16 protein-coding genes and 1 tRNA gene are annotated in these 15625 nt (G+C 63.3%); 7 read left to right on the top strand and 10 right to left on the bottom strand.

Features of this window, described 5'->3' with window-relative positions:
• Nucleotides 1-1042: acyl-CoA dehydrogenase family protein (locus tag VKR55_RS06575; RefSeq protein WP_324400955.1), on the bottom strand; the 1042-nt coding region annotated here is incomplete at its 3' end.
• Between the two features lie 120 nt (nt 1043-1162).
• On the opposite strand from VKR55_RS06575, the gene VKR55_RS06570 reads away from it, so the two are divergent.
• Nucleotides 1163-2086, top strand: a complete 924-nt coding sequence (locus VKR55_RS06570; protein ID WP_324400953.1) for a LysR family transcriptional regulator — start codon at nt 1163-1165, stop codon at nt 2084-2086.
• Nucleotides 2087-2201: 115 nt separating this feature from the next.
• Here VKR55_RS06570 and VKR55_RS06565 read toward each other — a convergent pair whose 3' ends face one another.
• The 4 genes from VKR55_RS06565 to VKR55_RS06550 form a co-directional block, all read right to left on the bottom strand.
• Nucleotides 2202-2795: a thiamine pyrophosphate-dependent enzyme gene (locus VKR55_RS06565; protein ID WP_324400951.1), complete on the bottom strand. Its 594-nt coding sequence runs from the start codon at nt 2793-2795 to the stop codon at nt 2202-2204.
• On the bottom strand, nt 2795-3346 hold the full coding sequence (locus VKR55_RS06560) for a phosphonopyruvate decarboxylase (protein ID WP_324400949.1): 552 nt from the start codon (nt 3344-3346) through the stop codon (nt 2795-2797). Before VKR55_RS06560 ends, VKR55_RS06565 begins: the two co-directional genes overlap by 1 nt.
• Nucleotides 3347-3465: 119 nt before the next feature.
• Nucleotides 3466-4740, bottom strand: coding sequence for a cytochrome P450 (locus VKR55_RS06555; RefSeq protein ID WP_324400946.1), 1275 nt, complete (start codon nt 4738-4740; stop codon nt 3466-3468).
• A 30-nt stretch (nt 4741-4770) separates the two neighbouring features.
• Nucleotides 4771-6042, bottom strand: a complete 1272-nt coding sequence (locus VKR55_RS06550; RefSeq protein ID WP_324400943.1) for a cytochrome P450 — start codon at nt 6040-6042, stop codon at nt 4771-4773.
• Between the two features lie 239 nt (nt 6043-6281).
• On the opposite strand from VKR55_RS06550, the gene VKR55_RS06545 reads away from it, so the two are divergent.
• From VKR55_RS06545 to VKR55_RS06535, 3 genes are all read left to right on the top strand, one after another.
• Nucleotides 6282-7454 (top strand): isovaleryl-CoA dehydrogenase, encoded by a 1173-nt coding sequence (locus VKR55_RS06545; protein WP_324400941.1) that lies wholly within the window; start codon nt 6282-6284, stop codon nt 7452-7454.
• A 202-nt stretch (nt 7455-7656) separates the two neighbouring features.
• Nucleotides 7657-8799 carry a DUF898 family protein gene (locus VKR55_RS06540; RefSeq protein ID WP_414642310.1) on the top strand — a complete coding sequence of 381 codons (1143 nt, stop codon included), beginning with the start codon at nt 7657-7659 and terminating at the stop codon, nt 8797-8799.
• An 18-nt stretch (nt 8800-8817) separates the two neighbouring features.
• Entirely contained in the window at nt 8818-9924 is a 1107-nt protein-coding gene (locus VKR55_RS06535; RefSeq protein ID WP_324400937.1) for a M48 family metallopeptidase, read from the top strand.
• Between the two features lie 139 nt (nt 9925-10063).
• On the opposite strand, the gene VKR55_RS06530 is transcribed toward VKR55_RS06535, so the two are convergent.
• Nucleotides 10064-10861, bottom strand: coding sequence for a DUF2927 domain-containing protein (locus VKR55_RS06530; RefSeq protein ID WP_324400935.1), 798 nt, complete (start codon nt 10859-10861; stop codon nt 10064-10066).
• Between the two features lie 66 nt (nt 10862-10927).
• The gene (locus VKR55_RS06525; RefSeq protein WP_324400933.1) at nt 10928-11509 is read right to left on the bottom strand and encodes a L,D-transpeptidase; all 582 of its coding nucleotides are present in this window, start codon (nt 11507-11509) and stop codon (nt 10928-10930) included.
• Between the two features lie 219 nt (nt 11510-11728).
• Between VKR55_RS06525 and VKR55_RS06520 the strand changes: the two genes are divergently transcribed.
• Nucleotides 11729-13276 (top strand): acetolactate synthase large subunit, encoded by a 1548-nt coding sequence (locus VKR55_RS06520; protein ID WP_324400931.1) that lies wholly within the window; start codon nt 11729-11731, stop codon nt 13274-13276.
• A gap of 208 nt (nt 13277-13484) precedes the next feature.
• Nucleotides 13485-13997, top strand: coding sequence for a hypothetical protein (locus VKR55_RS06515; RefSeq protein ID WP_324400929.1), 513 nt, complete (start codon nt 13485-13487; stop codon nt 13995-13997).
• Nucleotides 13998-14103: 106 nt separating this feature from the next.
• On the opposite strand, the gene VKR55_RS06510 is transcribed toward VKR55_RS06515, so the two are convergent.
• Complete coding sequence (locus VKR55_RS06510) at nt 14104-14313, bottom strand: hypothetical protein (RefSeq protein ID WP_324400926.1); 210 nt, start codon at nt 14311-14313, stop codon at nt 14104-14106.
• A 207-nt stretch (nt 14314-14520) separates the two neighbouring features.
• Here VKR55_RS06510 and VKR55_RS06505 point away from each other — a divergent pair, with 207 nt between their 5' ends.
• The gene (locus VKR55_RS06505) at nt 14521-14661 is read left to right on the top strand and encodes a hypothetical protein (protein WP_324400924.1); all 141 of its coding nucleotides are present in this window, start codon (nt 14521-14523) and stop codon (nt 14659-14661) included.
• Nucleotides 14662-14828: 167 nt separating this feature from the next.
• Here VKR55_RS06505 and VKR55_RS06500 read toward each other — a convergent pair whose 3' ends face one another.
• Both VKR55_RS06500 and VKR55_RS06495 read right to left on the bottom strand, forming a co-directional pair.
• Nucleotides 14829-15314 carry an ester cyclase gene (locus VKR55_RS06500; protein ID WP_324400922.1) on the bottom strand — a complete coding sequence of 162 codons (486 nt, stop codon included), beginning with the start codon at nt 15312-15314 and terminating at the stop codon, nt 14829-14831.
• A gap of 170 nt (nt 15315-15484) precedes the next feature.
• Nucleotides 15485-15559, bottom strand: a tRNA-Val gene (locus VKR55_RS06495).
• Nucleotides 15560-15625: the final 66 nt, after the last annotated feature.

Here is a 15625-nt window from a genome sequence, read left to right as displayed (position 1 = left end):
AACCAAAGCCGCCATGGGTTTGCACGCAGGCGTTCGCCGCTTCCCAGGAAGCATCGGCCGCGAGCATCTTGGCCATATTGGCCTCGGCGCCGCAATCTTGTCCGGCCTCATATTTGCGCGTGGCTTCCTTCACCATCAATTCGGCGGCGCGCATTGCCGCATAGGCCTTGGCGATCGGAAACTGGATGCCTTGATTCTGGCCGATCGGCCGGCCGAACACCGAGCGCTCTTTGGCGTAGTTCGAGGCCTTGGCGATGAACCATTTGGCGTCGCCGACGCATTCCGCCGCGATCAGAATCCGTTCGGCATTCATGCCTGAGAGGATGTAGCGAAAGCCCTTGCCTTCCTCGCCGATCAGATTCTCCGCCGGCACTTTCATGTCGGTGAAGAACACCTCTGTCGTGGAATGGTTCATCATGGTCCGGATCGGGCGGATCGTGAGCCCCGCCTTCCGCGCCTCGCGCATATCGACGAGGAACACCGACAGGCCTTCCGTGCGTTTCCTCGCCTGCTCCTTCGGCGTGGTGCGCGCCAAGAGGATCATCAGGTCGGAATATTCGGCGCGGCTGGTCCAGATCTTCTGGCCGTTGACGACGTAGCTGTCATTGCCCTCGCGCCTGGCAAAGGTCTTCAGCGAAGATGTATCCGTGCCGCTGGTCGGCTCGGTGACGCCGAAGGCCTGCAGGCGGAGCTTGCCGCTCGCGACCTGCGGCAGCCATTTCGCCTTCTGCTCGGCGCTGCCGTGCCGCAGCACTGTGCCCATGGTGTACATCTGGGCGTGGCAGGCGCCGGCATTGCAGCCCGCGCGGTGAATCTCTTCCAGGATCGCGGTCGCGGCCGAAAGCTTCAACCCCGCGCCGCCATATTCCTCCGGGATCAGCACAGAGAGATAGCCGGCTTCCGTCAGCGCGTTGACGAAGTCGGAAGGGTAGGCCATCTCGCGGTCGAGCTTACGCCAGTATTCGCCGGGGAATTGGGCGCAAAGCTTGGCGACTGCGTCGCGGATCTCGGCATGTTCGTCGTTGAGGTGTTCTTGCGTCATCTGATTTCCGTCGGTGGTGCTCTTTTACTCGCTTTGTTTTGCTTAGTGTTGTGAAACCACCGCGGACTCCCTATGCTCGATTGTTATAGCGTATGAACCTGCATTCCAAGACCGGCAAGCATGGATTTCCGTCAGCTCAGGACGTTCAGTTGCGTCGCGGAACTGGGCAGCCTCAGCAAGGCGGCCGACAAGCTGCGGATCGCCCAGCCGGCGCTTAGCCGCCAGATCAAGCTGCTCGAGCACGAACTGCGCACGGAGCTGTTTACGCGCAGCGGCCGAGGCATGGTGCTGACCGAGGCAGGCCGCGTGCTGCTCGCGAGGACCGCTGGTATCGTGCGCCAGATCGATCAGATCCGCGATGACATCCAGTCCGCGGCCGGCGCGCCTTCGGGCCGCGTGGTGCTGGGCCTCGTTCCCACCGTGAGCTGCGTGCTGTCCGGGCGCCTTGCGCGGCGGACGGTCGAGACCTATCCCGGCATATCCCTGTGCATTGTCGAGAGCTATAGCGGTCATCTCATCGAATGGCTGCACCGTGGTGAAATGGATCTTGCGATCATCTACGGGCCGTCCGCCGATCTGCATCTGAACATCCAGAGCCTCGGCCGCGACCCGATCGTGGCCGTGGGCCCGCGCGGCTCCGGCCTGGCGCGCAAGAAGCAGGTCGGCATGGACTGGCTGTTGCGCCAGAAGCTCGTCCTGCCAAGTCATTCGCACGGTCTGCGCGCGCTGATCGAGCGGGCGGCGGCGAAGAGGAAATTGAATCTTGATCTCCAATTGGAAGCCGACTCCTTTCGCGTGCTGACGAGCCTCGTCGAAGCCGGGCTCGGATATACGCTGTTGCCGCCATCATCCGTACGCAGCGAAATCCGCGAACGGCGGCTGGAGACCGCGACGATCTCCGGACAGGCGCCGATGCGCGAGCTCCTGATTGCGTCTCCAATCGACCACCCGGATTCGACCGCGACCTCCGTCATTACAGGACTGCTCCGCAGCGAAACCGCCGCCTGCCGCGATGAACGTCTCTGGGACATCAAGCTCGCCTGAGCCCTCCTTGAGCATGATGAGACCAGGTGGGATCGAAGCGGCGCTGGAGGTTCACCTCTCCCCAACGGGGAGAGGTAAACGGAGCGCGCTGACGCATCGACCTGTTCATGTCGCGTCAGGTCACGGCGATGCCGAGATGCTGCCGGAAACGGTTCTTCAGGAACACGCCGTCGCGTGGCGGCAGCGCACGCTGGACGTGGTGGGTCGCGATGCGGATCAGCGCGAGCTTTGGTCCGTCCGAAAGGCGCTTGAGTGAGGATCGGAACGCGGCAATCCCGGCCATGTCGGTGATCTCGACGACGCTTTGAAAGCCGGCGCCGCTCGCGATCACCTCTAACCTTGCGCCGAGGCTGGAATGGCTGCGCTGCATGCCGGTCTCGCCGAAGTGCCCGTTGTCGAGCACGGCAATGGAAAGATTATCGGGCTTGCGCGCGGCGATCGTAAGCAGGCTGCCGACGCCCATGAGCTGCTCGCCGTCGCCGGTGATGGCGAGGACGGGACGCTTGGGTTGGGCTTGGGCCAGGCCGAGGCCCATCATGGCCGTGCCGCCCATCGCGCCCCACAGATAGAAATTCCCGTCGTGATCGCCGGCGTCGAACACATCATAGGAGGACGATCCAAGGCCGCTCACGACCAGGAGATCAGCCCGGTCGGCAAGCAGCGCTTTCACCGCCGCGCGGCGATCGAGCAGGGGAGTGGTCTCCGTCATCATTGCGTCTCCGTCCACTTCTTGCGGCCGAGCATGCGCTGCGAAATCAAGACGGCAATCGCCTGATCGCTCTCGAAGGCGAGCGATGCCGCTGCCGAGACCACCTCGGCTGCCTCCTCGGGCCGCTCGAGCCGCAGCACCGTGACGCCCATGATTTCCAGCGCTTGCGCCGTCGCCTTGCCCATCGGGATCTGCCACGGGTTGAACTCGGCCCATTCGCCGCGCATGGTGACGAGCGCGAGGATCGGAAAGCGGCAGCTCGATAGTAGCGACAGCATGTTGATGCAGTTGCCGACGCCGCTCGACTGCATCAAGAGCGCGGCGCGGTCGCCGCCGAGCCAGGCACCGGCGGAAAGCGCCACGCCTTCCTCCTCGGTGGTGAGCACCGTGGTCTTGATCTCGGGATCGGCGTGGGAGAACTCGATCAGTCGGGAGTGGCCGGCATCCGGCACGTAGGAAATCTGCGAAACGTGATGGTCTTTGAGCGTCCGGTAAATCGCGGCCGGCCAATCCTGGCGGCTCGCAATATCGGGGGCAGCGGCAATGTTCATTGTGGCCTCGGAGGAAAGCGCATTCGCGCAGTCACACCCTAGACCGGCCGCCGGCCGTTCTCCCTTCTCATCTCGCTCGATCTGTCATGCCGGAATTTTATAGGGGTATCCGGCGTCGCTTACGCCGGGATGCGTACCGGCAGGACCTCGATGCCGCGCACGAAGGAGGAATAGACCCGCTTCGGCGCGCCTACGACCTCGATCCGGTCAAAGCGCTTCAGCATCTCCTGCCAGACGATCCTGAGCTGAAGCTCGGCGAGCCGCATGCCGACGCAGCGGTGGATGCCGAAGCCGAACGATAGATGCGTGCGCGGCCGTGCGCGGTCGATGATGAACTCGTTCGGCCGCTCGATCGCTGCCTCGTCGCGGTTCCCGGAGACGTACCACATCACGACCCGGTCGCCCTTCTTGATCGTCTTGCCGCCGATCTCGGTGTCGACGAGCGCGGTGCGGCGCATATGGGCGAGCGGCGTCTGCCAGCGGATCACCTCCGGCACCATGGAATCGATCAGCGCGGGATTCTCACGCAGCTTCCGGTATTGCTCCGGATGCTCGTTCAGCGCCAGCACCGAGCCACTCATGGTGTTGCGCGTGGTATCGTTGCCGCCGACGATGAGCAGGATGATGTTGCCCATCAGGTTGTCGGGGTCCATGTAGCGCGTCGCCTCGCTGTGCGCCATCATCGAGATCAGGTCGTTGCGCGGCTCGGCGTTGACGCGCTCGTTCCAGAGACGCGCGAAATATTCGCGGCACTCGTCCATCTCGCGGCGGCGCTGCTCCGGCGACTCCACTATGCCGCTCTTGGGTAGCGCGGTCGAGACGTCGGACCAGCGCGTCAGCCTGCGCCGCTCTTCCCAGGGGAAGTCGAACAGCGTTGCCAGCATCTGCGTGGTCAATTCGATCGAGACACGCTCGACGAAATTGAAAGTCTCGTTGCGAGGCAGGTTGTCCAGCACGCGCGCCGAACGCTCGCGGATCAGCTTTGCCAGCTCGTCGAGATGGGTCGGCGTGAACATCGGCGAGACAGTCTTGCGCTGGTCCGCGTGCTTGGGCTGGTCCATCGCAATGAAGCTCGGCCAGTCGTAGCCGGGAGGCGCGTCCTTGATCGAGATGCCGCCGAGCGCCGCGTCGGAAGAGAAGATGCCGTGATTGGTGTCGACATGCATGATGTCGTTGTATCTGACGACCGACCAGTAGGGCTCGATCGGCGCGTTGGTGCAGTAGTGTACCGGCTCCTCCCTGCGCAGCCGCTCGAACCACGGCCACAGCGTGTCGTCCTGAAACAGGCGCGGCGCGCCGGGATGAAAATCCTTCAGCGGTGTCGAATAGGCCTCCTCGCGCGCCCGGCGCATAAGCTCGGCCTCGTCGGTGCGGACCGGGGTCTGGACGTTCATCGTTGCGTGTTCTCCTATGCGAGCGCTCGATCAGCCGGCAATGCGGACCGGCAGGTGCTCGATGCCCTTGACGAAGCTCGAATACACCCGCTTCGGCGGTCCCACCACCTCGATATTGTCGAAGCGCTTGAGGATCTCTTCCCAGATGATCTTGAGTTGCAGCTCGGCAAGCCGGATGCCGACGCAGCGATGGATGCCGAAGCCGAACGACAGATGCGTGCGCGGGCGAGCCCGGTCGATCAGGAACTCGTAGGGACGCTCGATCGCCTCCTCGTCGCGGTTGCCCGAGACGTACCACATCACGACCTTGTCGCCCTTCCTGATCTGGTGCCCACGAAACTCGATGTCGGCCAGCGCCGTGCGGCGCATATGCGCCAAGGGCGTCTGCCAGCGGATCACTTCCGGCACAAAGCTGTCGATCAGTGCCGGGTTCTTCTTCAGCTTCTCGTATTGATCGGGATGCTGGCTCAGCGCGAGAATCGAGCCAGACATGGTGTTGCGGGTGGTGTCGTTGCCGCCGACGATCAAAAGGATCAGGTTGCCGAGAAAGTTGTTGGGGTCCATGTCGCGCGTGGCCTCGCCATGCGCCATCATCGACAAGAGGTCGCTCCTCGGCGGCTGGTTGATCCGCTCTTTCCAGAGCCGCGCGAAATAGGCTGCGCATTCGAGCAGCTCGGCCTGCTTCTCCTCCTCGGTGGCGACAATGCCGCCGGGGCCCGGAAGCGTGGTCGCGACGTCGGACCAGCGGGTGAGCTTGCGGCGATCTTCCCAGGGAAAATCGAACAGCACCGCGAGCATCTGCGTGGTCAATTCGATCGAGACGGTGTCGACCCAGTCGAACACTTCGTTCCTCGGCAGATTGTCGAGGCATTCGGCCGAGCGCTTGCGGATGTTGATCGCAAGCTGGTCGAGATGGGTGGGCGTGAACATCGGCGCCACGGTCTTGCGCTGCGCCGAGTGGCGCGGCTGGTCCATGGCGATGAAGCTTTCACGGCGGAAATCCGCCGGCGCGTCGCGGATGGTGATGCCGCCGAGCGCCGCGGCCGAGGAGAACGCCGCGTGATTGGTCTCGATGTCCATGATGTCGTTGTACCTGGTCACCGACCAGTACGGACCGAACATGCTGTCCCTAGTGTAGTGGACCGGCGCTTCCTTGCGCAACCGGTCGAAATACGGCCAGAACGTATCGGTCCTGAACAGTTCGGGATCGCCGGGATCGTACTCGCTGAGCGGCAACGACATGGCGCGCTCGCGCGCCGCCTTGGAATTGAGGTTGTCGGCGAGATCGATGGTCCCGTGCATCGGCGGCTCCTTGTCTGCTTTCCTGCTGTCCCCGCGCTTCCTTCGGCTTGCGCCCGGAAGTCTTGCTTCGCGGCGAATTACATCCCCTTGCGCTGGCGCGCGCAAGCACGACTTTGCCTTGAGTCAACACGCCGCAGGCTGGCATTCCACCCCTCTTGCCTGTTTCTGCCCGTGACAAGCGCATTTCGAGCGAATAAGGCTGTTTCAAACAACGTTTGGTTTGCCGGAGGCATTTCGCCATGATCCCCAACGCCTATCGGGTCTTCAATTTCGATCTGGGCGAGACCGCGGATGCGATTCGCGAGACCGTCCATGATTTCGCCTCCAACGAGATCGCGCCGCGCGCCGCCGAGATCGACAGGAGCAACCAGTTTCCGCGCGATCTCTGGCCGAAGATCGGCGCGCTCGGCCTGCATGGCATCACGGTGGAGGAAGAGTATGGCGGGGCAGGCCTCGGCTATCTCGAGCATTGCGTGGCGCTGGAGGAGATTTCGCGCGCCTCGGCCGCCGTCGGCCTGTCCTACGGCGCGCATTCCAATCTTTGCGTCAACCAGCTCCGCCGCAACGGTAACGAGAAGCAGAAGCGCAAATACCTGCCCAAGCTGATTTCCGGCGAGCATGTCGGGTCGCTTGCGATGAGCGAGCCGGGCGCGGGCTCGGACGTGGTCTCGATGAAGACCCGCGCCGACAAGAAGGGCGACCGCTATGTGCTGAACGGCAGCAAGATGTGGATCACCAACGGCCCGGTTGCCGAGACGTTGGTGGTCTATGCCAAGACCGATCCCGGTGCGGGGCCGCGCGGCATCACCGCCTTCATCATCGAGAAAGGCATGAAGGGATTCTCCACCGCGCAAAAGCTCGACAAGCTCGGCATGCGCGGCTCCGACACCTGCGAGCTGGTGTTTACGGATTGCGAGGTGCCGGAGGAGAATGTCCTCGGCGAGGCCGGCCGCGGCGTCAACGTGCTGATGAGCGGCCTCGACTATGAGCGCGCCGTGCTGGCCGCGGGTCCCCTCGGCATCATGCAGGCCTGCCTGGACGTGGTGCTGCCTTACGTGCACGAGCGCAAGCAGTTCGGCGAGCCGATCGGCTCCTTCCAGCTCGTACAGGGCAAGATCGCCGACATGTATACGACCATGAACGCCGCGCGCGCCTACGTCTATGCGGTGGCGAAGGCTTGCGACCGCGGCGAGACCACGCGCGAGGACGCGGCCGGCGCGATCCTCTATGCCGCGGAGAAGGCCACCCAATGCGCGCTCGATGCGATCCAGCTTCTCGGCGGCAACGGCTATATCAACGACTATCCGACCGGGCGGCTGTTGCGCGACGCCAAGCTTTACGAGATCGGCGCCGGCACCAGCGAGATCCGCCGCATGTTGATCGGGCGCGAGCTGTTCGAGAAGTCGGCCTGAGCTTGGGGCGTGATGCCTCGCTCTGTCCCCCGGGGCGTAAATCGCCCGGCCTCTGTGATCGGCATCACTCCGGCAAAAATCTTTGTGCGCGAATTGTTGCAATGTTCGACCTATAGTTTATCGGACTGAAAGCATTCGGCCCGACAAATTCGTGGTCGCTGACGATCCCGTTCCATTGCCGCGGAGCTGACGCGTGAACGACATGAACTGGGGGCCGCTGCACCCGCCTCCGCCGCCACCTCCCTCCCGGCCGCCAACCCTGGTGACGTTTATCGGAGATCGCGGCGAGTTCATCCAGCTCGTGACGAAGGGGGCAGCGCTGGAGCTGGTCACCGCCGGCTTCTATCGCTTCTGGCTTGCCACCGACATCCGCCGGCATTTGTGGTCGAACACCATCGTCGACGGCGATGCGGCGGAGTATACCGGCCGCGGCAAGGAGCTTTTGATCGGCTTCCTGTTCGCGATGGCGATCCTGGTGCCGATCTATCTCGCCTATTTCCTGGTCAGCGTGGAAGCAGAGCGGTACTCCGCGTTCGCCAGCATTCCGTTGATCCTCGCTTTCTACGCCTTCGGTCAATTCGCGATCTATCGCGCGCGGCGCTATCGACTGACGCGCACGGTCTGGCGCGGCGTCCGCTTCTGGATGGACGGCTCCGGCTGGGCCTACGCCTGGCGCGCCGTGCTTTGGGGATTTGCTGTGCTGCTGACGCTTGGGCTCGCCTGGCCGTGGCGGGAAGCGGCGCTCGAGCGCTACAAGATGCGGCACTCCTGGTATGGCGATCTCCGGGGTGACTTCGTGGGCAAGCCGTGGGAGTTCTTCAAGCGCGCCTGGGGCTATTGGGTGGCGGTGCCGTTTGCGCTGATCCTGTTTCCGCTGTTTCCCTTTGTCTATGCCTGGTTCAAGGCGGCCGAATGGCGCTGGTGGCTGTCGGGTATCCGCTTCGGCGGCGTGCGGCTGGAATCCAAGCTGCCGACAAGCGCCTTCACCTCCCTCTATTGGAAGGTGATCGGCTGGTACATGCTGGCGTCGGTGGCTCTTAGCATCTATGTCGCCATTTGCACGGCGATCACCGCCTCTAACAGCGGAGGCCTGCATCCATCGGTCGCGCCAGAGCTTTCCAAAAACATTCCGCTGCTCATCATGACGGTGATCGTCTATTTTGCCTTGATCCTTTCGCTCAACGTCGTGGTCCGGGTCTATCTGTCACGCGATCTGTGGGCGAGGGTGTTGCAGTTCGTGCAGGTGCAGAACATTGAGGCTATGGCCAACGTTGCCGCCAAGGGTGAGCTGGCAACCGCGCTCGGCGAAGGTTTTGCCGACGGTCTCGACGTTGCCGGATTCTAGGCATACGCGGCTTGCCTCATGGATGAAGTCTCCGATGGCACTGCGCATGATGAAAGCGGATCGGCCGTCTATTTCGACGGCAAGTCGAGCCGACGACGCATTGTCAGACTAGCGTTCGCGAGCGCGCTCGAAATCATGGAAGAGGGCGCACTGCCGGTGCGCTGGGCTTACGACGACCTCCGCCAGGCCGACAGTCCCGCAGGCATTTTGCGGGTGAGCTGCCTGTCCGCGCCGGCGCTGGCGCGGCTCGAAATCCGCGACGCCGCGCTTGCGGCCGAACTCACGTCTCGCTGCGTGCGGCTTACCGAGAACCGGCTCGGCGGCCGCGCGATCACGAAGATTGTCGGCTGGTCGGTGGCTGCGGTGGCCTCGATCGTCATGGTGGTGCTGTTTGGCATTCCGCTGGCGGCGGACCGCCTTGCGCCGCTGGTGCCGGAAGCCTTCGAGCAGCGCCTCGGCGAAGCCTCCGACCTGCAGATCAAGGCTATCTTCGGCGCGAACATCTGCAATCGCGCCGGTGGACAGGCGGCCTTCGTCAAGCTCCTGACGGAGCTGCGCCAGGCCGCCGGCCTGAACACGGATGTGCAGTCAACGGTGCTGGCAACCGATGTTCCGAATGCCTTTGCGTTGCCGGGTGGCAAGGTCTACCTGTTCAGCGGACTGCTGGCGAAGGCGCAGAATGCGGATGAGATTGCCGGTGTGCTGGCGCACGAGCTTGGACATCTGAAGCACCGCGATAACATGCGCGGCATGATCTATAACGGCGGCTCGTCATTCCTGATCGGGCTGCTGTTCGGAGACGTCACGGGCTCCGGCGCCCTGATCTTTGCGTCGCGCTCGCTCATCACCGCGTCCTATTCGCGCGAGGCCGAACAGAATGCCGACACCATGACGATCGAGGTGATGCACAAGCTCGGCCGCTCGCCCAAGCCGATGGGCGAGCTGCTATATCGCGTCACCGGCAAGGAGGGCGGCCACAACCTCTCGATTCTTGCGAGCCACCCTTTGACGGAGGACAGGCTGCAGCGCATGAGCGCGGAAGATCGTCCCGCAAGCGGACCGCCGCTGCTCACGGACAAGGAATGGGCGGCACTGAAGGCGATTTGTTCGGCAGAGAAAAAGTAAGATCGTCATGCGCGGGCTTGACCCGCCTGCGGGGCCGAAGCCCCTACGGCGCGGCGAAGGCCCGCGCATCCATCATCCTCGCAAGAATCTTCCCTTGAAGATGGATGGCCGGGACAAGCCCGGCCATGACGAGTGTGGATCAATCCGGCAGCTTGTTGATCTTCTTCACCCAGGCCCGCACATCGGCGAGCGCCGCCGGCAGCACGGCCTTGACGTCCTCGACCGCCATGCCCGGCCTGATGCGAGGATCGTAGAGCAGGTTGAGGATGTATTGGTCGTAGACGTCGAAGAAGCCCATCGACACCTTGTCGTTGAACATGGTCCAGGGCACCGAGCTCGTGTCGTTGATGGGGCCGAGCGCCTGCAGCAGCTCCTCGTAGGCGCAATCGAAAAAGACGAAATCACCGTCATCGACGGTGAGAATGACGTCGGAATGCGTGATCTCGAACTGCTCGTTCTTGCGGAAGCTGGACAGGCATTGCGGATCGAGCGAGGTCTTGATCTCTTTCGCCCGTTCGCTGCCATAGTCCTTGGCGATGGTGCGATAGAGGTCGCGGTCGCGCACGAGTTGCACGGTGATATTGGCATCCTCGGCCTTCTCCGCCATCGCGATATCGATGTGCTGGATGCGCCGGCCAATGTCGGCGACGACTCTTGCAAGCTGCGTCTTGCGGTCGGCGTGGTTGCCGCCGGCGAACACGCGCACCGGGCCGTCATAGCGGCGGATGCGGTCGACCCGGCCGGCGAGTTGAAATTCGGCGCCGAACGACGTCTTCATGAAGCCTTCGATGATCTCGGCGTCGGTAAAGCTTCTCTTCTCCGCGCGCTGGCGCGCGGCGACGGCGGGAATGTCCGAAAATGCCGCGATCTGGCATGGCCACAGCAGAGCGGCGGCGGTGATCGCGGCGATCAGAGATTTGAACGGGACGTGCCTCATGGGCCAACGCTGCAGCAATGGACCATCGGGTGCAAGCCGCGATGGAAGCCGCAAAGCGCGCGCCCTTCAATTCTTCACGACCACCGTGGCCCCAACGGAGACTCGGTTATAGAGGTCGACCACGTCCTCATTGGTCATGCGGAAGCAGCCGGAGGAAACCGCGTGCCCGATCGTCTCCGGCTCGTTGGAGCCGTGGATGCGGTAGAGCGTCGAGCCGAGATAGAGCGCGCGGGCGCCGAGCGGATTGTCGATGCCGCCGGACATATAGCCGGGCAGATCGGGCCTTCGCCGGCGCATCTGCACGGGCGGGGTCCAGCCCGGCCATTCCCGCTTTGCGCTGATGCGGTGCACGCCACTCCAGCGGAAGCCGTCGCGGCCGACACCAATGCCGTAGCGCAGCGCCACGCCGCCTCCCTGCACCAGGTAAAGCCGCCGCTCGGCGGTGTTGATGACGATGGTGCCCGGTGCGTAGTTGGTGGGGAAGCTGACGGTCTCGCGTGGAATAGGGCTCACGCCGCCGCCGAAGAAGTTCGGCCCGCCGCCCATGATGTCGCGCGAATCATATTCTTGCGCCCGGGCGTGACCCGCGCTCGCCAAAAGCGACGCCAGCGCCAAGGCGGCGGCCGGAATGACGTATCTCCGGATCATTTTCTTCCTCGCTGACTATGCGACGGACCTTTTTCGAGATTGGCCGCGACGGCGGTGTTTCGCAAGCTGTGGCTGCGCGAAGGCTAGTAGTTTTGGATGTCGCGGTTAAGAAGCTCTGCGCCATTGAGGGAGAACAATGCGTTAGCCCCCTTTGACGAACGGACTGAACAATGGTTGATCTCCTCTGCGCAGCAATATCTTGCGAACGGGAGCGGAACGATGAACGGTGCGGAAAGTCTGGTTCGGACCCTGGTCGCGGGCGGTGTTAACGTCTGTTTCACCAATCCCGGCACCTCGGAGATGCATTTCGTCGCCGCGCTGGACCGGGTCGAGGGCATGCGCTGCATACTCGGCCTGTTCGAGGGCGTGGTGACCGGTGCGGCCGACGGCTATTACCGCATGAAGGGCACGCCGGCCTCGACGCTGCTCCATCTCGGCCCCGGGCTCGCCAACGGCCTTGCCAATCTTCACAACGCCAAGAAGGCGCGTTCCGGCATCGTCAACATTGTCGGTCAGCACGCGACCTATCACATCGCCCTCAACGCCCCCCTGACCTCCGATATCGAAGGCCTGGCGCGGCCGATGTCGGAATGGGTGCGGACCTCGCCGGACGCCAAATCGGTTTCCGCCGACGGCGCTGCCGCGATTGCCGCCGCCAAGAGCTCGCCGCCGCAGATCGCGACCCTGATCCTGCCGGCGGATACCGCCTGGAACGAAGCCGACGGCATCGCGCAGACGCCCGCACCAAAACAGCAGCCGGGCTTTTCGACGGCGGCTGTCGAGAAAGCCGCGAAAGTGCTGCACTCCGGCGGCGATACCAACCTCTTGCTCGTGACTGGCGGCGCGCTGACGGAGCGGGGCCTGGCGCTGGCACAGCAAATCGCCGGCAAGACCGGCTGCAAGGTGATGGGCCAGACCTATCACCCGCGCATGGCGCGCGGCCGCGGCCGTTTCTCGATCGATCGCATTCCCTATGTGATCGAATCCGCGCTGCCGCTCCTGAAGAACTTCAAGAACATCGTGCTGGTCGAAGCCCGCGATCCCGTCGCCTTCTTCGCCTATCCGAACAAGCCGAGCATGCTCAAGCCCGAGGGCTGCGAGGTACATCAACTGACCGAGTGGGGCGAGAACTCGGTTGCGGCACTCGAGGCGCTTGCCGATGCGCTTGGCGCCAAGCCGCAGGACGTGAAGCCGCAGAAGCTCGCCGAGCTCAACAAGCCGACCGGTTCCCTGAATTACGCCTCGATCGCGCAAGCGATCGCATGCGCGATCCCCGAAAACGCGATCATCGTCGACGAATCCATCACCACCGGCCGCGGCTTCTTCCCGCCGACGGCTGCGAGCGCGCCGCACGACTGGCTGCAGAACATGGGCGGCTCGATCGGCTTCTCCACGCCGGTTGCGACCGGTGCGGCGGTTGCCTGTCCCGACCGCAAGGTTATCTGCATGGTCGGCGACGGCAGCGCCATGTACACGATTCAGTCCCTGTGGACGCAAGCTCGCGAGGGGCTCAACGTCGTCACCATCGTGTTCGCGAACAGAATCTATCAGATCCTGCGTGGTGAGTTCGACGGCGTCGGTGCCGGTGAGCCCGGCCAGCGCGCCCAGGACATGTTGAAGCTCGACCGCCCGACCATCGACTTTGTCGCGCTCGCCAAAGGCATGGGGGTGGAAGGGCGCGCGGTGACCACAGCTGACGACCTCAACAAGGCGCTCGCGGAAGCCGTCGCTGCCGAGGGACCGCGGCTGATCGAGGTGCAGTTCTAGAGCGCGATCGGATCAGGATGAATCGCCATCGTGCTCTGGATTCTTGTTTGAGCATGATCTCCGCGCAAACGCTCCGCGTTTGTCGCGAGGGAAAACCGCGGCACACTTTCCGGATCATGCGCTGATAAAATGCGGTTCCACGCGCCGTGGTGTTCGCGGCGCTGGAATCCTCCGCCCGCTTCTGGTTAAGGTTGCTGTCGGAGGCGCCATGCAGACTGAACTCAACAAACTGATCACCGCGCTCCAGGAGTTTTACGCGCGCGAGACCTTTCTTCTGGAGCATGACCTGGGCGAGCGAACGCTGACGCACCGCCTCGCCGTTCAAGTCGAGAAGCAGTTTTCCGGCTGGGAGATCGACTGCAACTATGACCGGCTCGGCGAGCGCACCATACGCTTGCCGCACGGAACCGTGGTCTCGACCGACGACCATCTCGGCAAGTCGATCTACCCCGACATCGTCGTGCATCAGCGCGACATCCCGAACAATCTTCTGGCGATCGAGCTCCGCAAGGCGACCAACCATCAGCCGATCGAGCACGACCAGCACAAGCTGCAGGCCCTGACCGATCCGCATTTGTGGTTCGCCTATGCCATCGGTGTGATGGTGACATTGGCGACGAAGCACGTTGGTCACTCGGAGGTCTATGTCGGCGGTCGGTTCGACCCGATGATGTCGGTCTGGTTTGCCGAGCGGCTGAAGGAAGTAGGACTGGCGCAATAGGGCGGGAGAGGCGCGCCGGCGGCGGACTGCCCCTGGTTGCGAGGCGCCGACCACCCAAACGAAAAGGCCGCCTCACGGCGGCCTCGTCGATCGGACTGGCGCAAGCTTATTGCTTCTTGGTCATGGTGTCGTCGCCGGTCTTCTTGGCTGATTTGTGCGTCTTCTTCTTGGTGTGCTTCTTCATCGTGCCCTTGGACATGGTGTCGGTGCTGGTGGCCCCGGGCGCGGGCGCGGTCTTGTCCTGCGCGAAAGCTGCCGAGAAGGGGGTGGAAGAGACAAAGGCGAGAGCGACGATGGCGATGAGGAATTTGCGCATGCGAAAAATCTCCGTTTTCTTGTGGCCGGCCGGCGAACCATAACGGAACAACATTGCCTCGGGTTCCCAGGGGTTCAACTTCAACGATCAGTTATTTGTGAGGTGGTCCGCCATCCAAGCGTCGCTTTTCGTAACTCGGGCGCCCCGGGAACCGGCGGTGGGTGCTTGCGGTTGTCTTGGCAAGGCAGGGCCGTCCGGAGACAACCTATGGACTGGCGCAGCGCCAAGATTCGTACCGAACCCATCCCCGATACCCCCGAGGATCAGGCCGCCTATGCGGCCGGCTGGACCATCTCCGGGCTCGCCACGCTCGGCACCATTATCGCGGTATGGATGTTTGCGATGTGAGGCGCGAGGCCTGACGAATTTCGCGAGCTCGGCGCGATCATGATCGCACTTTGTTTATGCATGATTTTTCTGACCTGACTTCGCCGGTCGAGACATCAGGTCGTACGGACTGTCCCTTTCCGGGCGGGAAAACCGCAGATCGCTTTGGCGGATCGCACATCGGCGGATCATCCCTTCATCTGGGCGAGCTGGCCCGCGATATCTCCCATGCCCCAGTGCTCGACGATCTTTCCCCCTGCGACCCGGAAGATGTCGCAGGAGGTAAAGCGCAACCGCTTTCCGGTCGGCTGCACGCCGAGCAGCACGCCCCGGTGCGTGCCCTCGTAGACGAAGCTCGCCGCACACCGCTCATTGGTCGCCACCATGGCCTCGATTGAAACCTTGAGATCGGGAAGGCCCTTCAGCCGCGCCCGGAAGAAGTTGACCGTCAGCTGCTTGGGTGGCGTGCCCGGCGGCGGGGCGGGAGTCGCCGCGCTGACCTGGTGGTTGACATAGTCATCCCCGAACAAGCCTGCGAAGGCATCCATGTCGTGCGCCGACAGGGTCGCGGCAAAAGCCTCGGCAAGCTGGGCTGGCGTCCGAGTGTCGGCCTTCGCTGCCTTCATCGTCATCGCTGCGCCTGCGAGTCCGGCCAAAACGCTCCTGCGATTCATCATGCTCTCCTTTGAGTTCTCAAGATTGGCAGGAGAATAGGAGAGCTTGGTTGCAACGTGAACACATCCCTGCGTCGCCCGCCTTCGCCTGCGGCTTCGGCGCGGCAGCCTTCACTCGCTTCGCTACGATAGATCGGAAAATGGCTCGCCGAGCCGTAGCTCGCGAAGACTGGTGGGCGCACAAGGGATCGAACCTTGGACCTCTCCCGTGTGAAGGGAACGCTCTCCCGCTGAGCTATGCGCCCGGGAATGTTGTGCTTCGTCAAGGGCCTGGCGATCAGGCCGACATTTGCGCGAAGCACGCCGTCAGA

Origin of the sequence: Bradyrhizobium sp. (assembly GCF_035309285.1) — a bacterium.
GTDB lineage: Bacteria > Pseudomonadota > Alphaproteobacteria > Rhizobiales > Xanthobacteraceae > Bradyrhizobium.
This window is presented reverse-complemented; position numbering and strand designations above follow the sequence as displayed.